The sequence below is a fragment of the Streptomyces sp. NPDC032126 genome (genome assembly GCF_055580085.1).
In genome coordinates, this window is the sequence record NZ_JBVIMA010000002.1 from 700,887 (window position 1) to 721,899 (window position 21,013).

General features: G+C 71.2%; 20 protein-coding genes and 1 tRNA gene. 9 read left to right on the forward strand and 12 right to left on the reverse strand.

Translation table 11 applies throughout. From position 1 onward, the window contains the following. The first annotated feature begins 165 nt into the window (after positions 1-165). Positions 166-1,197 carry a peptidoglycan-binding domain-containing protein gene (locus ACZ5NW_RS11695; protein ID WP_468743626.1) on the forward strand — a complete coding sequence of 344 codons (1,032 nt, stop codon included), beginning with the start codon at positions 166-168 and terminating at the stop codon, positions 1,195-1,197. Positions 1,198-1,345: 148 nt separating this feature from the next. On the opposite strand, the gene ACZ5NW_RS11700 is transcribed toward ACZ5NW_RS11695, so the two are convergent. After that, a complete protein-coding gene (locus ACZ5NW_RS11700; RefSeq protein ID WP_468743627.1) occupies positions 1,346-2,011 on the reverse strand; it encodes an HAD-IA family hydrolase in 666 nt (221 codons plus the stop codon). A 180-nt stretch (positions 2,012-2,191) separates the two neighbouring features. Continuing rightward, a complete protein-coding gene (locus ACZ5NW_RS11705; protein WP_468743628.1) occupies positions 2,192-2,773 on the reverse strand; it encodes a TMEM165/GDT1 family protein in 582 nt (193 codons plus the stop codon). A 385-nt stretch (positions 2,774-3,158) separates the two neighbouring features. Between ACZ5NW_RS11705 and ACZ5NW_RS11710 the strand changes: the two genes are divergently transcribed. Both ACZ5NW_RS11710 and ACZ5NW_RS11715 read left to right on the forward strand, forming a co-directional pair. Further along, on the forward strand, positions 3,159-3,803 hold the full coding sequence (locus ACZ5NW_RS11710) for an HNH endonuclease family protein (protein WP_468743629.1): 645 nt from the start codon (positions 3,159-3,161) through the stop codon (positions 3,801-3,803). 301 nt (positions 3,804-4,104) lie between these two features. Continuing rightward, positions 4,105-4,725 carry a DedA family protein gene (locus ACZ5NW_RS11715; RefSeq protein ID WP_468743630.1) on the forward strand — a complete coding sequence of 207 codons (621 nt, stop codon included), beginning with the start codon at positions 4,105-4,107 and terminating at the stop codon, positions 4,723-4,725. Between the two features lie 32 nt (positions 4,726-4,757). On the opposite strand, the gene ACZ5NW_RS11720 is transcribed toward ACZ5NW_RS11715, so the two are convergent. After that, on the reverse strand, positions 4,758-4,982 hold the full coding sequence (locus ACZ5NW_RS11720) for a DUF2277 domain-containing protein (RefSeq protein ID WP_468743631.1): 225 nt from the start codon (positions 4,980-4,982) through the stop codon (positions 4,758-4,760). 113 nt (positions 4,983-5,095) lie between these two features. On the opposite strand from ACZ5NW_RS11720, the gene ACZ5NW_RS11725 reads away from it, so the two are divergent. Both ACZ5NW_RS11725 and ACZ5NW_RS11730 read left to right on the forward strand, forming a co-directional pair. After that, on the forward strand, positions 5,096-5,998 hold the full coding sequence (locus ACZ5NW_RS11725; protein ID WP_468743632.1) for a ketopantoate reductase family protein: 903 nt from the start codon (positions 5,096-5,098) through the stop codon (positions 5,996-5,998). Positions 5,999-6,168: 170 nt separating this feature from the next. Next, positions 6,169-6,513: a hypothetical protein gene (locus tag ACZ5NW_RS11730; protein WP_468743633.1), complete on the forward strand. Its 345-nt coding sequence runs from the start codon at positions 6,169-6,171 to the stop codon at positions 6,511-6,513. Between the two features lie 9 nt (positions 6,514-6,522). Here the strand turns inward: ACZ5NW_RS11730 and ACZ5NW_RS11735 are convergent, their stop codons facing one another. The 3 genes from ACZ5NW_RS11735 to ACZ5NW_RS11745 form a co-directional block, all read right to left on the reverse strand. Next, the gene (locus ACZ5NW_RS11735; RefSeq protein ID WP_468743634.1) at positions 6,523-7,146 is read right to left on the reverse strand and encodes a DUF305 domain-containing protein; all 624 of its coding nucleotides are present in this window, start codon (positions 7,144-7,146) and stop codon (positions 6,523-6,525) included. 95 nt (positions 7,147-7,241) lie between these two features. Next, positions 7,242-7,658: a DUF6153 family protein gene (locus ACZ5NW_RS11740; protein ID WP_468743635.1), complete on the reverse strand. Its 417-nt coding sequence runs from the start codon at positions 7,656-7,658 to the stop codon at positions 7,242-7,244. A gap of 157 nt (positions 7,659-7,815) precedes the next feature. Then, positions 7,816-7,887 (reverse strand) — tRNA-Val (locus ACZ5NW_RS11745). A 159-nt stretch (positions 7,888-8,046) separates the two neighbouring features. Between ACZ5NW_RS11745 and ACZ5NW_RS11750 the strand changes: the two genes are divergently transcribed. Both ACZ5NW_RS11750 and ACZ5NW_RS11755 read left to right on the forward strand, forming a co-directional pair. Then, positions 8,047-9,441 carry a hypothetical protein gene (locus tag ACZ5NW_RS11750; RefSeq protein ID WP_468743636.1) on the forward strand — a complete coding sequence of 465 codons (1,395 nt, stop codon included), beginning with the start codon at positions 8,047-8,049 and terminating at the stop codon, positions 9,439-9,441. A gap of 118 nt (positions 9,442-9,559) precedes the next feature. After that, positions 9,560-10,105, forward strand: a complete 546-nt coding sequence (locus ACZ5NW_RS11755) for a DUF4383 domain-containing protein (protein ID WP_468743637.1) — start codon at positions 9,560-9,562, stop codon at positions 10,103-10,105. On the opposite strand, the gene ACZ5NW_RS11760 is transcribed toward ACZ5NW_RS11755, so the two are convergent. The 3 genes from ACZ5NW_RS11760 to ACZ5NW_RS11770 all read right to left on the reverse strand — a co-directional run bounded on the left by ACZ5NW_RS11760 (position 10,093) and on the right by ACZ5NW_RS11770 (position 14,910). Next, entirely contained in the window at positions 10,093-11,250 is a 1,158-nt protein-coding gene (locus ACZ5NW_RS11760) for an amidase domain-containing protein (protein ID WP_468743638.1), read from the reverse strand. The two genes, ACZ5NW_RS11755 and ACZ5NW_RS11760, sit on opposite strands and share 13 nt — an antisense overlap. Before the next feature lie 156 nt (positions 11,251-11,406). Continuing rightward, positions 11,407-12,693, reverse strand: a complete 1,287-nt coding sequence (locus tag ACZ5NW_RS11765; protein WP_468743639.1) for a polysaccharide deacetylase family protein — start codon at positions 12,691-12,693, stop codon at positions 11,407-11,409. A 54-nt stretch (positions 12,694-12,747) separates the two neighbouring features. Next, the gene (locus tag ACZ5NW_RS11770) at positions 12,748-14,910 is read right to left on the reverse strand and encodes a transglycosylase domain-containing protein (RefSeq protein WP_468743874.1); all 2,163 of its coding nucleotides are present in this window, start codon (positions 14,908-14,910) and stop codon (positions 12,748-12,750) included. Positions 14,911-15,182: 272 nt separating this feature from the next. Here ACZ5NW_RS11770 and ACZ5NW_RS11775 point away from each other — a divergent pair, with 272 nt between their 5' ends. Further along, positions 15,183-15,401 (forward strand): FmdB family zinc ribbon protein, encoded by a 219-nt coding sequence (locus tag ACZ5NW_RS11775; RefSeq protein WP_468743640.1) that lies wholly within the window; start codon positions 15,183-15,185, stop codon positions 15,399-15,401. Positions 15,402-15,425: 24 nt separating this feature from the next. Here the strand turns inward: ACZ5NW_RS11775 and ACZ5NW_RS11780 are convergent, their stop codons facing one another. From ACZ5NW_RS11780 to ACZ5NW_RS11790, 3 genes are all read right to left on the reverse strand, one after another. After that, complete coding sequence (locus tag ACZ5NW_RS11780; RefSeq protein WP_468743641.1) at positions 15,426-16,256, reverse strand: HAD family hydrolase; 831 nt, start codon at positions 16,254-16,256, stop codon at positions 15,426-15,428. Further along, positions 16,256-18,763, reverse strand: a complete 2,508-nt coding sequence (locus tag ACZ5NW_RS11785) for a phosphoribosyltransferase (protein ID WP_468743642.1) — start codon at positions 18,761-18,763, stop codon at positions 16,256-16,258. The genes ACZ5NW_RS11780 and ACZ5NW_RS11785 overlap by 1 nt, the downstream gene beginning before the upstream one ends. 80 nt (positions 18,764-18,843) lie before the next feature. Further along, complete coding sequence (locus ACZ5NW_RS11790) at positions 18,844-20,010, reverse strand: HpcH/HpaI aldolase/citrate lyase family protein (RefSeq protein WP_468743643.1); 1,167 nt, start codon at positions 20,008-20,010, stop codon at positions 18,844-18,846. 199 nt (positions 20,011-20,209) lie between these two features. Between ACZ5NW_RS11790 and ACZ5NW_RS11795 the strand changes: the two genes are divergently transcribed. After that, positions 20,210-21,010 (forward strand): TerD family protein, encoded by an 801-nt coding sequence (locus ACZ5NW_RS11795; RefSeq protein WP_468743644.1) that lies wholly within the window; start codon positions 20,210-20,212, stop codon positions 21,008-21,010. Positions 21,011-21,013: the final 3 nt, after the last annotated feature.

The window sequence follows — 21,013 nt, forward strand, 5'->3', positions numbered from 1 at the left end:
GAGTCTTGTGTCGGTTCTGCCGTGCGTGCCAGTTCCATCGTGGTGGGTGTGGGCGGTTATGGCCTGTTGAGTTGCTTTGGAGGGGGGCGTTCCGGGGGTCGCGGGCGGCGAAGTGTGTGGGGGATGCGCATAATCTCTGGAGTTCGCATGGGGAGGGACGAACACGTGACCGAGCCGATGGGGCGGCAGGAAGCGCGGGGGCAGGGGCTTCCGTGCCCGCAGTGCGGTGCGCTGCGCGCGCCGGACAACACGCCGTCGTGCGACTGCGCCCAGCGCGCGGCCGAGGCCCTGCGCGACACCCGTTCGGCGGAGGCGGCCGCGGCGGAGGACTTCGACCCGCTGCGGATCCGGCCGTATGTCGCGCTGGACGGTGGGGAGAGCGGGGGCCCGGGGGATGGGGAGCCCTTCACGCCGACCGGGCGGCGCGAGCCCGCGGCCGGTGAGGTGTGGGCTCCGGCGGCGGACGACGCGACGATGCGGTTGCAGGCCGTGCCCGCGCTGCCGACGCCGCTCACGCCGGTGCCGGGTGAGCCGAGCACCATGGACCTGAGCCTGTTCGACCGTGCGGGCGAGGACGAGCCGGAGGAGCACGCCGAGGGTCCGGGGGGACGGCGGCGGATGCTCCTCGTGGCGGCGGCCGCGGCGGCGGTGACCGTCGTGACGGCGGCGGGCTTCGCGAGCGGGCTGTTCTCCTACGAGCCGCCCAGCCGGGACTCGGCGGCCCCGAAGGACGTACGGGCGGCGGTGCCGGACACGACGACGAGCCCGGCGTCGGTGTCGCCCTCCAAGACCGCCACGGCGTCCCCGTCACCGTCGCACTCGACCTCACCCTCGCCGTCCGAGAGCGAGTCGCCGTCGCCGTCCGCCACTTCGGCGTCTCCGTCGACGTCACGCACGGCGTCACCGTCGGCATCCGCGAGCGCGTCGGCGTCCGCCACACCGGCGGGCGACGGCGAACGGACCATCGTGGCCCCCACCGTGCTACGGCGCGGCGACCGCGGCCCCGACGTCGAGGAACTCCAACTCCGCCTGCGCCAGCTGTACTTGTACAACGACGACATCAACGGCAAGTACACCGAGAACGTCGAGAACGCGGTCCGCAACTACCAGTGGGCCCGAGGCATCACAACAGACGAACTCGGAGAGTACGGCCCGTCGACCCGCGCCCACTTGGAGTCGGAAACCCGGGAACCGTAGCCGCGACCACCCTGAAGACGGCCACACGAAAACTCACGCGCCCGGTCCGACCGAAAGGGGCGCGGGGAACTGCGCGACCAGCCCCCACCCACCCGCACGCCCAAGACCCAGCAACCACCCACCACCCCACCCAGACCCACCCGCACCCCTAACTCACACACACCTCAACCACCCCCGCGGCCCCCCTCCCCACCCGCACAGCCCGAAGATCCTCAACCACCACATCCGGCCGATACACCCCGGCCCTCCCCCCAACCCCCACCACTCGCATCCCAGCGGAGCGCCCCGCCTCGATACCCGCCCCCGAATCCTCGAACACCAAGCAGTCCCGGGGGTCCACCCCCAACTCCGCCGCCCCCTTCAGAAACCCCTCGGGATCGGGCTTGCTCGCCCCCACCGACTCCGCCGTGACCCGCACCTCGGGCAGCTCCAGCCCAGCCGCCCGCATCCGCGCCGTCGACAGCGCGACGTCCGCCGAGGTCACCAGGGCGTGCGGCACCCCGAGCCGCACCAGCGACGCCAGGAACTCCGCCGCCCCCGGCACCGGCACCACGCCCTCCATGTCGGCCGTCTCCTCGGCGAGCATCCGCGCGTTGTCCGCGTAGTTCGCCTCCATCGGCCGGTCGGGCAGCAGTACGGCCATCGAGGCGTACCCCTGCCGCCCGTGGACGACCTTCATCGCCTCGTCGCCGTCGAGCCCGTGCCGCGCGGCCCAGCGCCGCCAGACGCGCTCGACGACGGCGTCGGAGTTCACGAGCGTGCCGTCCATGTCGAGCAGTAGGGCACGGGCGGTGAGCACGGTGGTGGCCGTCATCGGCAGCTCCCAGCAGGGGTACGGAAAACCAAGGCGGCCCCGCCCGCCGGTCAGGGAAAACGGGCGGGAGCCACTTTGTTCCTCCACGGTACAAAACAATCGCCCCCGCCCGCCACCACCCCCCACAAGCGTTCACCGTCCGTTCAGCCGGGGGGGGCCTCAGAGCCGGGAGCACCGACCTCACCCGGCGACCGCCTCCCACAGGCTCCACACGCCCAGCGCGAGCATCAGCAGCGCCGCGACCTTGGTGATCAGCGCCAGCGGCACCCGCTTCATCAGCGCCTTTCCGCCCACGATGCCCAGTCCGGCGACCGCCCACAGCGCCAGCACCGCGCCGAGTCCGACGGACAGCGGATCGTCGTAGCGGGCCGCGAGGTTCGCCGTCATGATCTGGGTCAGATCACCGAACTCGGCGACCAGGATGAGCATGAATCCGGCGCCCGCGACCTTCCAGAAGGACTGGTTCTCCGGCCGGCGGATCTCCTCCTCGCCGTCGTCCTTCTTCAGCAGCAGCATCGCGGCGCCGCCGAGGAACAGCACTCCGGTCAGCGCGTGCACGATCTGCTGGGGCAGCAGCGTCAGCACGCTTCCGGCCGCCACGGCCAGCGTGACGTGCAGCGCGAAGGCGGCGGCGACGCCGGCGAAGACGTAGGAGGCGCGGTAGCGGGTGCCGAGGACGAGGCCGGCGAGGGCGGTCTTGTCGGGCAGCTCGGCGAGGAAGACGACACCGAAGACGAGCGCCGTCACGGTCAGGCTGATCAAGGTTCCTCAATCGGTCGGGGCCGCCCCACCGAGAGCTTCACGATCTTCCGACTGACGACGGAGACTCCTCGGCACGGCAGCACACATGGAGCACCCGCGCCGGGAAGGCACGGGCGTGCACTGCTTGCCGAAGGTCTCGCTGGCAGATCCCTTGAGAGATCCGCCTCCGGGCGCCGGCTCAGACGGGCTGAGCAGTATGTCGACGGTCCGGCGAAGAGCTACTCCCCTTCAACGTCCCCCAGTATACAAAATCGTTTCGCCGTGAACCTTGTCGTGTCATGGACGCGTCATTAACTTCTCACCCGACGCACACCTCCCCGCAATACGGCGTCGCGAGCATTCCCTCGCTCGCACCCCAACGCCCCCACACCCCAAGGGAGTTCGCATGTCCAGGTTCTACGCGCGTCGACGCGTGAGCATACTCGCCGCCCTCACCGGTCTGCTCGCCTCCGTCGCCCTGTTCAACCCGCCGACCGCCTCCGCCGCCCTCCCCACCCCGGTCAGCGCCGCCACCGCCCGCAGCTACCTCGCCTCGCTCACCGTCGCGCCCGAGGACCGCACCGGCTACAGCCGCGACCTCTTCCCGCACTGGATCACCATCTCCGGCACCTGCAACACCCGCGAGACGGTCCTCAAGCGCGACGGCTCCAACGTCGTCACCGACTCCTCCTGCGCCGCCACCAGCGGCAGCTGGTACTCCCCCTACGACGGCGCCACCTGGACCGCCGCCTCCGACCTCGACATCGACCACCTCGTGCCGCTCGCCGAGGCCTGGGACTCCGGGGCGAGCGACTGGACCACCGCCCAGCGCCAGGCGTTCGCCAACGACCTGACCCGCCCTCAGCTGATCGCCGTCACGGACAACGTGAACCAGGCCAAGGGCGACCAGGACCCGGCGACCTGGATGCCGTCGCGCACCGCGTACCGCTGCACGTACGTCCGCGCCTGGGTCCAGGTGAAGTACTACTACGACCTCTCCGTCGACTCTGCCGAGAAGAGCGCGCTCACCAGCTACTTGAGCGCCTGCTGACCCACCGCCGCAGCACCCTGTCCCCGGCCCTCCGTCGTTCCGTACCGCACGGGGCGACGGAGGAGGCCGACCGGCCGACGCGCCGGCCGCGCCGCCGATCCGGGACACCTGACCGTGCCGGCCCCCGTTCACAGGGTGGGGCCGGACGAGTGAACCTTCCGTGCCGGACACACGAGCCCCCCGTGAACCTCCTGTCACACCCCGGGCGTACGCTGTATGGCTGTCATTGGCCGCCCTCTGCCGCTCCCTCGCGACACCGCGGCACGGTCCGGCCACACGGGGGAGTCACGGGGAGTACACGGTGTTCGAAAGTGTCGGGTCGCTGACCGGCAGTCCATGGATCTACGCGCTGGTCGCCCTGTCCGTACTCCTCGATGTCTTCCTGCCCGTACTGCCCAGCGGCGTGCTGGTGATCGCGGCGGCCACGGCCGCGGCGGCGGGCTCCGGGGCGGCGACCGCCACGGCCCAGGTGGTCGGCGGTGACGTGCCGGACGTCCTGGCGCTGATCGTGTGCGCGGCCACCGCGTCGGCCGTCGGGGACCTGGCGGCGTACCGGCTGGCCTGGCGGGGCGGCGAGCGGCTGGACCGGGCCATCGCCCGCTCACGGCGTCTGACGACCGCGCAGGAACGTCTCGGCGAGGCGCTCGCCCGGGGCGGCGGCCCGCTGGTCGTGCTGGCCCGGTTCGCCCCCGCGGGGCGGTCGGTCGTGTCGCTCATCGCGGGGGCGGCGCATCGGCGGGCCCGCGACTTCGTGCCGTGGTCGGTCCTGGCGGGCCTGTCCTGGGCGGCCTACAGCGTGGCCCTCGGCTATCTCGGCGCGCACTGGCTGGGGGCGACCTGGCTGGCGACGGGCGTCTCCGTACTCGCCCTGTTCGGGGCGGGCGCGGGGGCGGCGTATCTGGTGCGGCGCCAGCCGGCCTAGGCGAGTACGGGCGTCCCTTGCAGTCGGGCCGGTCAGGAGGCGCGGGCCGCTCCCCTCACCTCCAGGCCGTCCATCAGTTCGGCCGTGGCCTCGGCGATGGCGTCCACCGCTCTGTCGAACACCTCCTGGTTGTGCGCGGCCGGGGCCCGGAAGCCCGACACCTTGCGGACGTACTGGAGCGCGGCCGCCCTGATGTCGGCCTCCGTGGCCTTCTCGGGCAGTACGGGCGGGCGAAGCGTCTTGATGCTGCGGCACATGCCTTCAGTCTCCCTCCCTCACGGGATTCCCTCCGGAGATCCCGTTCGCCTGGCATGATCATCTCCGTGGCGGCCACCGGTCATCGGGGCCGACCGACGAGAGGAACATCATCATGGCGAACGACGAACTCACGGTGGCCGTCCTCGGCCCCGGCGGCGTGGGCGGGCTGCTCGCCGCCCTGCTGTCCCGCGCCGGACACCGCGTGATCTGCCTGGCCGGCGACGACACCGCCGCCGCGCTGCGCGAGGGCGGGATCCGGGTCCGCAGTGCTCACTTCGGCGACTTCTCGGCGCGGGTCGAGGCGGACACCGCACTGCGCGAGGCGCCCGACGCCGTCCTGATCGCGGTCAAGCACACCGCCCTCGACGCGGCCCTCGCCCGCATCCCCTCCGCCGCCCTCGGCGACGCCCTCCTCGTGCCGTTCCTGAACGGCGTCGAGCATCCCGCGACCCTGCGGGCCCACCACCGCGCGGACCGGGTCGCCCCGGGCGTCATCCGCGTCGAGTCGACCCGCGTCGCCCCCGGCGTCATCGAACACGGCAGCCCCTTCGCCGAGGTCGACCTCACCGGCGATCCCGTCCCGCGCCCCCGGCTGGACGCGCTCGCCGAGGCCCTCGCGGCGGCGGGGCCGGTCACCCGGGTCCTGCCGGACGAGACGGCCGCGCTGTGGGCCAAGATGAGTTTCCTGGCGCCCTTCGCGCTCCTGACCACGCGGTACGGCCTGCCCCTGGGCGAGGTCCGCACCCGGCACCGCGAGGAACTGGTCGCGCTGGTCGAGGAGACGGCGGCGGTGAGCCGGGCGTGCGGAGGTCCCGCGGACGCGGGGGCGGCGCTCGGGCGGTACGACGCGTTTCCGGCGGCGACGAAGTCGTCGATGCAGCGGGACGCGGAGGCGGGACGGGCGCTGGAGCTCGATGCGATCGGCGGCGCGTTGCTGCGGGCCGCGGAGCGGCGGGGGGTTGCCGTGCCGGTGACTGCTCGCGTGGTGCGGGAGTTGGAGGGCGGGGGGCGGTAGGGCCGTCTCCTTGGTTCGGGTGCGGGTGCGTGGGGGCTGGTCGCGTCCACGCACCCGTATCGAACATCTGCCCAGACGCACCTCACCTCGATCCCTCGTTCGAAGGAACCTTCCTCCTCGGACCCCTAAGGAGCTCGCGACCCAAAATCGAACAGGCGTAGCATTGGCGCGTGGCTAAGACCTATGACTTTCCCAGCGACCTGCGCGCCGGTCAGGAGGAGCTGCATCAGGTCCGGGCCGAGCTGTCGGCCCTGCTGAAGCGGCTGCCCTGGTCGGTCGAGCCGCTGGACGGATTCAGCGACGACGGCGGCTGGCGCAAGGTGGAGCGCCCCGCCTCCCCCGGCTGGACGGCCGACGAGCAGGCCGAGGTGGAGAAGCTGCGGCGGCGGGAGCACGAGCTCGCGGTGTTCGTCAGCTGCCACCGCTTCTGGGAGGAGGTCGCCGTCGAGGACCGGGTGGAGGCCCGCACGCGACTCAAGCACGCGCACGAGACCCCACCCGGCGAGAACGACTGACCTGCCGGCCTACCGGCCGAGGAGCTTCTTCATCTCCTCGATCTCCGCGGTCTGGCCGGTGACGATGTCACCGGCCATGGTCTTCGCGGGATCGTAGGCACCCTGGGCCTTCTCCGTACCGGCCATCTCGACCGCGCCCTCGTGGTGTTCGACCATCATCGTCAGGAACATCGAGTCGAAGTCCTTCCCGGAGGCCTTCTCCAGCTTCCCCATGTCCGCGTCGTCCATCATCCCGGCCATGCCGCCGGAGTGGGCCGAGTGATCCATGCCGGGCATCGAGCCGTGGCCCTCCGCCGGAACGTCCTCGCCCCACGCCTTGAGCCAGCCGCTCATGGTCCGGATCTCCGGGTCCTGCGCCTTCTCGATGCGCGCGGCGAGGTCCTTGACCTGGGGGGACGAGGCCCGGTCGGCGGCCAGGGCGGCCATCTCCAGGGCCTGGCGGTGGTGCGGGATCATGCCCTGCGCGAAGGTCACGTCCTGGGCGTTGTGGGTGTCGTGGGCGGACGCGGAGGCGGAGGGCGCCGAGCCCGCGTCGGTGCCGCTGTCGTCGCCGCCCCCGCCGCACGCGGCCAGGACGAGCGCGGCCGTCGCGGTGACGGCGGCCAGAGCGAGGGAACGGGTCTTGCGGTTCATGCTGAACTCCTGCGGGAGAAAAGGGGAGAAAGTGATGAGGCATGCGAAAGCACCGCGTCACGCCGATGGGTCGGGCGTACGGGTGCCGGGCGCCTCTAGATCCGCAGGAGTTGGAGTTCCGCCAGGGAGGGCGGGGCACGGGCGTCATCCGGGTCGACGGCGGCGTACGAGCACACCGTGTCGCCGGATACGGCCAAGGGGACGGGGTCGATCACCGGCGCGGGCAGCGCCGGTCCACCGCTCAGGGCACCCGAGGCACAGCTCGTATCGGCGTGCCGGACATGACCGCCACCGCAGTCACCGTGCCCCGAACAGCCCTCGTGCGCCTCGTCGGAGGCGGACGCCCGGACGGCACCGGACCCCATGGGCCGCTCGTGACCATGCCCGACGCCGGATCCCCCGGGCGCCAGGCCGTGCATGGCGAACAACCCCGACAGCAGACCGAGCACGCACAGCACCAGCCGCCACCCCCGCAAGGGCGACCTCCGGTCCCACAGCCCGATCCCTGTCACAGCCGCATCATAGGCGCACGCAAGAGGGCCCACGTGATCCCGTTCCGGTGACTGTGAGCACGAACACCCCCCGGATTACCCAGAGTTGGCCCGCCGTCACCGAACGGGGAAAGCGCAGGGGCCCCTCGCTGATCATGCGAGGGGCCCCTGGCCGGTGTGGGCGCGGACGGTTTCGAACCGCCGACATCCTGCTTGTAAGGCAGGCGCTCTACCCCTGAGCTACGCACCCGATGTCCCGGGCGGAAACCCAGGACGAGTCGACAGCCTACCTTGCCGCCCGCACTGCACCGCAAACCCGTATCGGCGTGAACTGATCGGCCCGTGTGTTCGTCTTCAACCGGTGGGAGAATGACTCCGGGCAGGGCGGATCACAGCACGGGAGAGGGATGTGACGGCGACACCTTCACAGCCGTACGCACCGAGGGCGCCCCGCGCCCGCCACGCACGCCCTCTCCGCCCCTCAAGCCCCGTGCGTGACACGCTCACCCTGCTCGCCCTGCCGCTCGTCGCCGCCCTCGCGCTGCCCGCCGCGTTCGCCGGCGGCGGCACCCGGCGCTGGTTCGGGGGCCGGGCCGAGAGCCAGCGGGCGGAGGCGCAGGCCGCGAAGGACGCCGCGGCGGCCGCGTTCTACGAGCTGGACACCGCCCAGCGCGATCTGCGGATCTCCATCGAGACGATCACGGCCGTCGACGACTCGCCGGCGGCCCGCCGCGTGGTCTCCGACTTCGAGGCGATCGGACGGCGCATCGACGAGGCCAGCCAGCAGTACATCGGCGCCGTCGACGCGGTCGACCTGGACCGGGACGACCTGGAGGCGTCCGCGGCCGCGCAGGCGCGCACCCAGCTCACCCGGGCCAAGGACGAGCTGCTGCGGGTCAAGCAGGAGCTGGACCGGTTCGCGCAGGGGCTGGGCCCGCTGCTGGGCACGGCGGAGACACAGCTGGCCAGGGTCGCGCCCGCCGTGGAGCGGGCCCGGCAGGCGCTGCGGTCGGCCTCGGACGCGCTGGACGCCGTACGGGGCGCGGGGCTGACGGCGGACGACCTGGCGGCCCGGCTGGCCGCTCTGGCGCCGGAGCTCACCAAGCTGAACCAGGGGGCGGGGCAGCACGGCGTGCGGGGGACCCTGGAGCGGGCCGAGCGGGTCGCTCGGGAGGCCGAGGCGGTCCGGGCGGAGGCGGAGCGGCTGCCGGAGCGGGCCGCCGAGATCGATCATCGGCTGGTGTCGCTGCGCACCCGGGCGCAGGCGCTGACCACCCGGGCCGAGCAGGTCGAGCCGGTGCTGAGCGAGCTGCGCCGCCGTTTCGTGGCCGCCTGCTGGCAGGACCTCCAGCATGTCCCGGAGCAGGCCGCGCAGAACGTACGGCAGGCGGAGGCCAAGCTCGCCGAGGCGCGTACCGCGCGCGACGCCCAGCGCTGGCCGGACGCCGCCGCGCTGCTGTCGACCGTGCGGGCCCTGCTGAACGCCACCGACGAGGCGGTGTCGGCCGCCGGGGACCGGCTGAGCCGGCTGAACGCGGTGCAGAAGGACCAGCGGCAGGAGATAGAGCGGACCCGGTTCGCGATCCGGGACGCGCAGCGGCTGGCGATGACGGGCCGTACGACGCCGGATCCGCGGGACGCCCGGCCGCTGGACGAGTCGGTGGCCCGGCTGGAGCGGGCGATCGCCACGCTGGAGGGCCGCCACCCCGACTACTGGCATTTCCTGACCGAGACGGAGGCCGTGCGGCAGACGGTCGCGCAGGTCGTGGCCCGCATCCGCGAGGAGCGCGGCGCCGGGCACTGAGCGCGCCCCGGACCTCAGGGCCCCCGTCCCCGTTGCTCCCGGGGCACGCCGGGCGGATATTGGGGTATACGGCCTGCACCGGCGCATCAACGCACATCCACGTACAAGGAGGGCGGCGATGGCCACACACGCTATGCACTCGGGACCGCGGCGGCGGATTCGGCTCAACGATCATCTGCCCGTGGACCACCGGCTGAACATGGTCTACCGGATCGGGGCGGGCCTGATGGGCGCGTTCCTGGTGGCTTTCGGCATCCTCGGCGTCACCGACCACATCGGCGCCTTCGACACCGGGGGCGACCAGGTCTGGGGTCTGAACACCAACGGCGCGCTGAGCTGGCTGTCGATCGCCGTCGGGCTGATCCTCGTGGCCGGCATGGTGATCGGCGGGAACTTCGCGTCCACCCTGAACATGACCTTCGGCGTGCTGTTCATCCTCAGCGGCTTCCTGAACATGGGGCTGCTGGACACGGACTACAACTTCCTGGCCTTCGAGATCCAGAACGTCATGTTCAGCTTCGTGATCGGCATCCTGCTGCTGGCCTTCGGGATGTACGGCAGGGTCGGTTCCGCCCTGCCGCACGACAACCCCTACTGGCGGGCCCGCCACCCGGACCTGGCGGCGCCTGAGTCCGGGCGACGGGACGACGATCAGGTGCGGTAGGCGTAGTAGTACGCGTTCGGGTAGGACGCGATGAGGCTCGCCACCGACCGGCGGAGCGTGTTGTTGGAGTGGTAGGTCACGTAGGGCACGCCGTTGCTCTTGTACGTGACGATCATCGTGTGGTCCTTCGACCCGTCCCGGTCGAAGTCCATCTGGAGCACGTCGCCGACTTCGAGCTGGTAGACGTTGGCGAGCGGCGTGGTCCGCTTGGAGTTCTGGGCGAACCAGGACCACTCGTTGACGCCGACGAAGGAGTCCGACTGGATGTCGGCGTTCCCGAACCACTTGGTGTAGTCGTACACATAGCCGGGGACGTGCTTCCAGCCGCCCGCCTTCAGCGACTGGCTGACGAAGTTGGTGCAGTCGCCGCCCGCGCCGTGGCCGTTGTAGTCCGGGTAGTCCTTGTTGTACGTGTACACGTACTTCTCGGCGTAGGCCGCCATGGCGTTGTAGTCGTACGTGGTGCCGGTCTTGGGGACCGGGGCCGGGAAGCGGGTCGTCGCCGCGCGCGGGGCGTTCGGCGTGGTGTTGCCGTCGGTCCCGGTCATGGGCGTCTTGACGGACGGCTTGGACAGCGTGTTGACGGCGATGCCCGCGTCGGTGTCGCGGATCGTCGTCAGCTGCCAGTCGCCGTGCTGGTCGGCCTTGAAGGTCAGCTCGTGGTGGACCTGGAAGCCGGTGGTCTTCGGCTCGTTGCCACGGGTGTGCGCGTAGGTCAGGGTCGTGGTCTCGGTGACCGCGGCCTTGGCTGTACGGCCCGTCACGCGCGTGGCGTCCAGGGTCACGGTGGTGCTGGCCTTGCTGTACTTCTCGCCGGCCTTGGCGAGCGTGGCCTTGCGCGCGCCCAGCGAGGACAGCGTGGCGTCCTCGGTGCGGGCGGTGCCGGACGACATCTTGACGTCGCCGGAGAAACCGTCGGTCAGCGGCTTGTCGCGGTCACCCTGCGCGCCGGTGACCAGGGCGTCGGTACGGTCGGTGAAGACCGCGTCGGCCAGCCGCTGGAAGGTGGCCTTGGTCTTGGCGTCCACCGTGGGGTCGTCGACGACCGCCGCGCCCGCGCTCCAGTTGGGCAGCAGCGCCACGCCGGCCGCGACCGACGCGGCGGCCGCCGTGAGTATGGTCGCGCGACGCCGCGTACGGCTCAATTTCCTTGACTTCACTGATGTTTCCCCTCTTGCCCCGGCGGAGGGATGCCGGGGTAGCGGAATACTCGCACGCCATGTGTGACATCTGTGAAGGGGGATGCGCTTGTTGGGACGGGGGAGTTATACGACCGTCATGGCGAGGCCCCCGTCGCGTCCTCATTGCACCACTGTCGACCAGTCCGCCGGGGACTGGGCCGGGTCCAGGGTGCGCAGCGCCTGGAGCGTCTGCGGCTTCTGTACGTCCATCCAGTCCGCGAGTTCCTTGAAGGACACGCACTTGACGTCCTTCTTGGTGCACACGTTCTTGACGACGTCGTCGACGGCCTTCATGTAGATGCCGCCGTTCCAGTCCTCGAAGTGGTTGCCGATGAACAGCGGGGCCCTGCTGCCGTAGTAGACGCGGTTGAAGCCGGCCATGTAGGCGTCCGTCGTCATCTGCTGCCACTCGGGCTGCTTGGCGGCGTCGCCCTCGGTCTCGCCACCGGTCTGGTTGTAGAGGAAGTTGAAGTCCATGGACAGGGCCTGGACCTTACCGCCGTCGTACGGCAGGCCCTGGAGCGGGAAGTCCCAGATGCCGTTCTTCTTCGTGGGCCAGATCTGGAAGTCACCGGGGTTGGAGGCGTCGTAGCGCCAGCCGTAAGTCCGCGCCGCCTTCAGCAGGTTGGGCTGGCCCTCCAGGCAGGGGGCGCGGCCGCCGACGACCTCCTTGCGGAAGTCGAAGGGCAGCGGGTCGAGGTCGGTGTAGCCGGTGTTGGTCTTCCACTTCTCGGCGAACTCGTAGAACTGGTCGATCTCGCTCTTCCACTCCTCGACGCTCCAGTCGCCGCCGCCCTTCGCGCCGCAGAAGTGGCCGTTGAAGTGGGTGCCGATCTCGTTGCCCTCCTCCCACGCCTTGCCGAGCTCCTCCAGGGTGGTGCGGATGTGGTCGTCGGTGGGGTAGCTGATCGCCGCCGCGCCCGGCTCGTGCTGCGGCGGGTGGTACAGCGCCTTCTTGCTCTTGGGCAGCAGATAGATGCCCGTGAGGAAGAAGGTCATATGGGCCTTGTACTCCTTTGCCAGCTCCCGGTAGTGCGTGAAGAGGCCGTCGTCGCCGGCCAGGGCGCCGTCCCAGGAGAAGACGACGAACTGGGGCGGCTTCTCACCGGGCTTGAGCGGTACGGGCTTCAGGGTGCCCTTCTGCGGGCCGGTGTAGGACGTCGAGCCGTCGCCGAGCACCTTGACCTTGCCGTCCCACGGCGCCTCGGTGGCCGCCGCCGTGGAGGGCTTGCCACCGTCCTTGGCGGAGGCGGTCGGTTCGGTGTTGTCGCTGCGGGACAGCACCAGGTAGCCGGCCACCAGGGAGGCGACGACCAGGAACGCCGCCAGGGTGAGGAAACCGGGGCGGGGGGCGGGTACACGGCGCGCTGTGCGGGCCTTGCGGCGGCGGCCCGACGGATGTTTCATGTGCGGCTCATTCTCCTGGGGGGCGGGGGCTGGCGGGGCCGGTCGCGCCGGGGGTCAGCCGAGCGGACTCATGGCACCTGACCAGATGCCGTACGGGACGCTGTCGCGGGAGGTGCCGGCGAGGCCCTTGAGCGGCAGCGGTTCGAGGCTCTTGGCGAGATCGATGCGGTAGACGACGACCGCCGTGGAGACGGACTTGGCGGTGCCGACGTACCAGGCGGCGGTGTCCTTGTCGGTGGTGCCGGCCTTCCCGGCGACATGCGTCGAGGCGGACGCGTCGTCCGGGTGGTCGTCGCGGAAGGCGTCCTCCAGGGCCGAGGTGACCTCCTCGGCCGTGTCGGCGCCGACCGCGCGGGTGGCGGCGGGCGTCTCCAGGACGACGCTGCTGCCGTTGTGGGTGATGCGGCGCACCGAGTACGGCTCGGTGTGCATGCCGCCGGCGGCGAAGGTGGCGTAGCCGCCGGCCATACGGATGGCGCTGGGCGTGGAGCTGCCCATCGACAGGGCGGGCACCTGGGCGCCCAGACTGGTGGGGAGGAACCCGGACGCCTGCGCGGTGGCGCGCACCTTGTCCAGGCCGGTGTCCATGCCGAGCTGCATGAACGGGCTGTCGACCGATCTGGCGAGCGCCTGGTGCAGGGAGATCGGGCCGTAGTCCTTGCCGTCCGCGTTGTGGGCGGCGACCCTCTTGCCGCTGCGGTCCCAGTAGAAGCCCTCGGGGGTGGTCACCAGCACGCCGTCGTCGCCGTCGTACACCGACTCCCCGCTGACGGGGGTCGGGTCCCCCTCGCGGGTCTTGCGCACGCCGTGCTCCAGGCCCGCCGCGTACACGAAGGGCGTGAAGGCCGTACCGGCGGGCACGGTGGTGGCGTTGGACTCGTTGTAGCCCTGCGTACGGTGGTCGGGGCCGCCGTAGACGGCCATGATGCGCCCGTCGGCGGCCACCGAGGCGGCGCCGTAGTGGGCGGTCTTCGCGGCCTTCGGGTCGTCCCTCTGGGCCTTCTTGCGGGCCTTGGTGACGGCGTCGGTGAGCTGGGTCTGACGCTTCTTGTCGAAGGTCGTGTAGATCTGGTAGCCGCCGAGGTCGAAGTCCTTGTCGGAGATGTTCGCGGTCTTCTTGGCGTACTGGGCGGCCACCTCGACGAGATAGTCGCTCTGTTCACCGGTGTCGTACAGCGGGTTCTGCTTCAGCGGCTCGGGGAACGTCTTGTACTTGGCGCGCTCGGCGCGGCTCAGCTTGCCGATCTCGACCATGCGGTCGAGGGTCCAGGACCAGCGCTCGACGGCCCGGGCGCGGTTGGCCGGGTTCAGCGTCGGGTCGTAGAGGCCGGCGCCCTTGAGGAGGGAGGCGAGGAAGGCGGCCTCGGAGGCGTTGAGCTTGCTGACGTCCTTGCCGTAGTAGGCCTGGGAGGCGCGCTGGATGCCGTAGGTGCCGCGGCCGAACCAGCTGGTGTTGAGGTAGCCCTCCAGGATGTCGTCCTTGCTCATCTTGTTGTCGAGCTTGAGGGCGATCATCGCCTCGGTGAACTTGCGGGTGACCGTCTGGTTCTGGTTGAGGTAGACGTTCTTCACGTACTGCTGGGTGATCGTGGAGCCGCCCTGGGTGTCGCCCTCGCCGACCGTCCGCCACAGGGCGCGGGTGACGCCGGAGAAGGAGATGCCGGGGTCGCTGTAGAAGCTGGCGTTCTCGGCGGCGAGGACGGCCCAGCGGACGTCCTCGGGGATGTCCTTCAGCGGCATCGCCTGCCGCTGCACCCAGCCGGTCCGGGCCATGGGGGTGCCGTCGGACCAGAAGTACACATTGTCCTGCTGGGTGGCGTACGAGTTGAGGTTGTCCGGGATGTCCGTCGCGGCGTAGGCGACGACGAGGAGGAAGGCGCTGAGGCCGAAGGCGGCGAGGACACCGCCGAGGCTCTGCCGCCAGGAGGGGATCCAGCGCCGCCAGCCCTGACGGCCGGGGCGCGGGTACTGGGGGCGCAGCCGGCGCAGGTAGGGCGCGAGGAAGGCGAGGGCGGGAGCCAGGAAGGCCAGAAGGGGGCCGAGGAGGACGGTGAGCCGGGAACGGGCGGAGGGGCGGGGGGCCTTGCGGCGGGGCTTGGGACCGGAGGGAATTTCCGAAGTGCCGGATATATCGGATGCGCCTGTTATGTCGACGTCCGATATTCGCAGTTGCATGGTCTCTTCCGCCCGGAAAGAAGCGGGGACCTTCAACTGCATGGTGGCATCGGGCTCTTGGGGCTCCTCCCCCTGCCCCGACTGAGTCACGACGTGTCTCCCTCCGCACTCTCTCTTGCTCGCGCAGGCAGACGTACAGACGTACAAGAGTTTGTCCTTGGTTGCCACTGCACCAGCGGCCCCAGGCCAACCCTGAATCCCCCCGACCACGCGGTCCTTCGCGGCGCCCTCAAATTACCAGCGCCCTTCGCAAAGTCTCCACATAAGAGTCGGGCGTGACTCGTCACACATGAAACACCGGCTAACCTGAGGACATGCCTCGCTACGAGTACCGCTGCCGTACCTGCGGCGACACCTTCGAGCTGAGCCGCCCTATGGCGGAGTCCGCCGACCCGGCGAGCTGCCCCGCCGGGCACGAGGACACGGTGAAGTTGCTGTCCACCGTGGCGGTGGGCGGGACCGCGTCGGCATCCGCCCCGGCGCCCCGGGCGGGCGGCGGGGGCGGATGCTGCGGCGGAGGATGCTGCGCCTGACGACGCGCGACCGGCCCGCAGCCGCTAGGCGGCCGTCTCCTCCGAGCGCCCCGTCCTGGCCGCTCGAAGGAATTCCCGCAGGATCCGCTCCCCGGCCAGCACCCCCCGCTCCGGCAGCGCGACGATCTCCGGCGCCTTCCAGCCCGCGTCGGCGAGTTCGCCGTGCCCGGGGCGCCAGCCCCGGTCCGCGGCCAGCAGCAGGTCGGCGTCGAGCAGCGAGTCACCGGCCGCGAGCGTCAGCTCCGCGCCGGTGCGCCGCTCCACCTCCCGGAGGGCCGCGCTCTTGGTCAGCGGCTTCGGGACCGCGTAGATCTTGCGGCCCTGCAAGGAGACCGTCCAGCCCCGGTTCTCCGCCCACGCGGACAGTTCCTTGACCCACTCCTCGGGGAGCAGCTCGCGCTCGACGACCAGATAGGCGAACAGGTCCTCGGCGACGCGGTGCTTGCGCAGCCACACCGGGTCCGCCGTGGCCTGGAGGTGCGCCTGCACCTCGGCCAGCGGGGCGCACTCGTCGGCCAGCCGGGCGGTGACCGACGCGTGCCAGTCGAGGTCGGTGACGCCGTCCACCAGCAGATGCCCACCGTTCGCGCAGATCGCGTACGCCGGCGCGGGCCCCGGCAGATTGATGCGCAGGTACTGCTTGCGCGTCCGGGTGGTCGTCGGCACGAAGACGGCCGTGTCGCCCAGGTCGGCCAGCAGCTGGGCCGCCGTCTCCGTCATGTACGACAGCGGCCTGCTCTCGTGCACCTCCACGCACAGCAGCCGGGGCGCCCGCGCATCCGGCATGGTCAGCGCCAGCGCCGCCGAGGAGTAGATCAGCGTACGGTCGAGGTCGCTCGCCACCAGGACCGGCATCAGACGGCCACCGCCTTTCCGTCGGCGCCCGTGGCGCCCCGTGTGTACTGAGGGTGGATCAGCCCGACGCAGGTGTAGGGCAGATCGTCGGTCTCCTCCACCGGCACGCCGCGCTGCGCCGCCAGCAGTCGTACGTGGTCGAGGTCCGGGCCGGCGCCGGCCCGGGCGAGGATCTTCCACGGCACCCGGCGCAGCAGGACGCGGGTGGTCTCGCCGACACCCGGCTTGACGAGGTTGACGTCGTGGATGCCGTACTCCTCGCTGATCCGCTCGACGGCCGCCCAGCCCTCCCAGGTGGGCGTCCGGTCGCTCGCCAGAAGTTCCTTGACCGCCGCGTCGACCGTGTCCGCGACCTCCGGGAAGCGCGCGGAGACGGCGTCGAGGAAGGCGCCGGAGACATCCGCGCCGGCCAGCTCGCGGTAGAACTTCGCGCCGTGGAAGTCGTCCGGCCCGACCAGGTCCGTGCGCAGCACGGTGCGCGATATCAGCCCGGAGACGGTCGAGTTCAGACAGGCGGAGGGGATCAGGAAGTCCTCCCGGGTGCCGTACGTCCGCACGCAGGAGCCGGGGTCGGCGAGCACCGCGATCTCCGGGTCGAAGCCGCGGGCGCCGCCGGCCTCCTCGAACTCCTCGATGGCGGCGGCCAGTTCGCGGGTGATCGCGCCCTTGCCGGTCCAGCCGTCGACGAAGACGACGTCGGCCGGGTCGTGGTGGGCGGCGAGCCAGCGCAGCGCGTTGGGGTCGATGCCGCGGCCGCGCACGATCGACACGGCGTAGTGCGGCAGGTCGAGGCCGTGCCGGTGCTGGGCCCAGCGGCGCATCAGCACGCCGACCGGGGTGCCGGCGCGGGCCAGCGAGACGAGGACCGGGCGGGGCGACCGTTCGGCGATGACCGTCTCGGTGACCACGCCCACCGCGTGGGCGAGGCGGGCCGCCGACTCCTCCAGCGCCGTGTGGAAGAGGGCCTGGTACTGCTCGCTCGGCTGGTACTCCACCGGCAGCGACTCCGCGTAGTGCGCGCCGCCGCTCTGGATGGCCTCCTCGCGCTCCTCGGTGGGCGCCTCCAGCGTCACGTCCGAGAGGTCCTGGAGCAGCCAGCCGACCTCCTCGGGGGCGTACGAGGAGAAGGCGGGGCCGCGGAGGGGCTCGGGCAGCATGGCGGGGGTCTCTCCTGACGAGGCGGGGATGCGGGGCGGCTGGGGGACGTGGGACGGCACGACCGCGAGCAGCACGTGCGGGATGTGCGCGGCGAGCTGGGCGAGGAGTCCGTCGGGGGCGTGCAGGGCGGGCGTGTCGGCGGTGGAGTCGACCACGGCGATCACGGCGTCGAAGTCGTTGCCCACGACGTTATAGGCGTAACGGTCGCCGGGGCCGTCGGCCGGGTCGTCGTGGGCCGGGAAAACGATTCGGCTGCGGATGGCGTAGCCCGGGTCGTCCAGGGCGAGGACGGGGGAACGGGTCGTCGTGGAGTAACGGACCTCGGCGTCGACAATCTGTTCCAGCTCGCGGGCGAGTCTCAGGGGGGCGTACATCAGCTCTTCGAAGCCGAGGATGTGCACGCGTCGTGCCGTTTTCGGGAGGGCCTCGGCCAGGCGTGCGGCCATGGTGGGGAGGCTTGTCTCCAGGCGTATTCGGTGGGCGGGGGTGAAGCCGTGTCTGCCGCCGTCCGGGAGGCCTCGGGGCCAGAAGAGGTCTACTCGCTTCGTTGCCGGGTGCGGGACGGTGGGGGTTGTTCGCGCCCACGCGGCGGAGCCGCATATGTCACTGCCCCGCGCCCCTACGTAAGTCGACTCGAAGCTTGATACCAGGTCCTGGCCCTTTTCCAGGACGCCGTCCGGCAGGCTTACGGTGCCGGTTGCCGCTGCCACCAGGTCCACGGTTGCGCCTATTTCCCGGGCGAAGTCGTCCAGGCGGCTCGCGTCCGTCGGGGAACGCATGTCCACCAGGGCCACCACCACGTAGCGGGACCTCGGATACCGGGCGTGGAGGTCTCTGATCGTATTCAGGACCGTGTTGCCCGTGGAGAACTCGTCGTCCACGAGGACCAGCGGGCCGTCGCCCGCCAGCAGCGCGGGGTCTTCCGGCAGGAGCAGGTGGGTCGTGGCGTGGGAGTGGGACTCCTCGAAGCCGCCGGCCCGTGCCACGCCGGGTACCGGGCGGCGTGTGGAGTGCAGGTAGGGCGCGGTGCCCAGGCCGTCGGCGACCGAGTGGCCGAGGCCGGTGGCGGTCTCCGCGTACCCGAGGACGACCGCCTCGGCCGCCTCCTGAGGGCCGAGCAGCTGCCGTACCCGTCGGCCCAGGGCGAATCCATGGCCGTAGACCACGGTCGGCGACTGCGGGACGTGCTTGCCCAGCACGTTCGACACCAGCAGGTGGGCCCGCTTGGGGTTGCGGCGCAGGGCCAGCCCCAGCAGCCGGGGCAGGCTGTCGTCGCCCGCGAGTTCGACCCCGAGCCGCTCGGCGACCCAGCTGCCGGACCAGACCGCGTTGTTCACTGCCTTGTTCATGCGTCCCTTGTAGATAGCCGTGTGGTGGCGTAGGTGGCCGTGGCCTGCGTCGGCGGCCGTGGCTGCCGTATCGGCGGCGTTCAGCCGGGTATGGCGGCGGCGAGCAGGTCCACGAAGCTGACGTCCTCGTGCGCCACGCCGAAGACCTCGGCGCGCAGCATGGTGCGCTCGGCCCAGGCGCGGTGCGGCTTCACCTCGTTCATCTTGTTGGTGTACTGCGACCTGAGCACTCCCCCGCCGTCGCGCTCGGGGCGCAGGATGTCAGCCGCGTCGCTGTACTCCTCGTGGCTGACGACGGACAGCGCGTGCACGGCCGGTACGTGGGACGGGTGGATGCAGGTCTTGCCCAGCAGGCCGTTGGCGTGGTCGAGGGAGATCTCCCGCAGCAGGCCGTCCATGGCGTGCTCGATCAGTCTCTCGCGCAGTTCGACCGCCTGCCCCTCCAGGAAGGGGCTGGTGCGCAGCATCGGCTTGAACAGCCGCTCGGGCACCCGGAAGTACTCCCAGACCGGGCCGGTCACGGTGAAGCCGGTGCCGTCGGCGCGGCCGAGCATGTTCACCACGTCGGAGATGACGGAGGCGACGATCTGGACGTCGTACGCCGTCATGTCGGGCGCCCGGCGCAGGCCGTAGGAGGAGCAGAAGTCGGTCACGCCGAGCCGCAGCGCGAGGACCCGCTCCCGGTACTTGTCGACGGCGCGGAAGATGCCCTCCAGGGTCTCCACGCGCGACTCGCGGTAGAGCAGCTCGGGGGACTCCAGGACGGGCATCGCGAAGAGCCGGCTGCCGCTGTCGGTCTCGGCGCTGTCCAGGGCCTCCAGGAAGGGGATGCCGCGCTCCTCGGTGAACTTCGGGAACACGAATCCGGACAGCAGCCGCACGGCCGGCCCGAGCCGCCGTGCCAGGTCGGGCACCTGCTCGGGGGTGCGCACGCGGATGAACAGCAGGGGCAGCTCGACGCCGGGGCGGGCGGCGAGGTCGGTGAACTGGCGGACCAGGTTCTCCTCGCCCGCCGGCACGTCCTCGTCGCCGATGGAGTCCTCCAGGCACAGCACCATGGAGACCACGCCCTGACCGGCCTGCTTGAGGATGTCGTCGGCCAGGCGCGGCCGGGTCGCGGGGCTGTAGAGCGTGGCGCCCAGGGCCGCGGAGAGCAGCCGGGCCGGGGAGTCGGCGGCGAACTCGCACGGCTCCTGGTGGAAGAGACGCCGCCTCTCGTGTGGGGCGATGTGCCCGAAATGACGCATGGAGCTCCCCCGTGTGCGAGATGGCCAAGTGTTTTGTCGACAGGTGGCCGGTAATAGTACGTACGAATCCATGTCGTGAGTTCCCGCCGGGCATGAATTTCAGGTAACCCGGCCGTGTCGGACGCCGGGCCACGCGCCGTCCGTCCCGCGTCGTACCCCGCGTTGTCGTGACCAGGACCGAGAGGGCAGGATGACCCGCATGACGCACGCGATGCTGAAGGGGTCGAACGTCCCGCTCGAAGCCAAGACGGTACGGGCCGTGCTGCGCTGGACGCCCGGGCAGGGTGTGCCGGACGTCGACGCCTCCGCGCTGCTCCTCGGTCCCGACGGCCGTGTGCGATCCGACGCGGACTTCGTCTTCTACAACCAGCCCCGGCACCCCTCCGGGCAGGTGTGGCGGCTCGGCAAGAAGCGGATCGCCGAGGGCCTCACCGACACCATCCAGACAGATCTGGCCGGTGTCGAGACCGCTGTCGGCCAGATTCTGCTGGTCGCTTCGGCGGACGGCGTCACCTTCGACCGCGTACAGGATCTGCGCATCCTGCTGTACGACGCGGCCGGCGCGGACGGGGAACCGCTGGCCTTCTTCGACATCCGCCCGGAGACGGGCGAGGAGACGGCCCTGATCTGCGGGGAGCTGTACCGGCGCGGGGAGGGCTGGAAGTTCCGCGCGCTGGGCGAGGGCTACTCGAACGGGCTGAAGGGCCTGGCCACGGACTTCGGCATCTCGGTCGACGAGTCGGAGGAGGCGGCGGACGCCACCCGGCTCCCGGACACCACGCAGGTCCCGGACTCCGTCCCGAGCGTCTCCCAGCCGCTCCCGCCGGAGCAGCCGACGACCACGGTCCCCCCGCAGCAGCCGCAGCCGTCGTACGGCTACCCGGCGGAGCTGCCGACGCACGGCCCGTCGTCGTACGGCTATCCCCAGCCGGTGAGCACGCCCTTCCCGGACCCGAACTTCCGGCTGCCTCCGATGGGACCGCAGTTCGTGGGCCGCTGACCG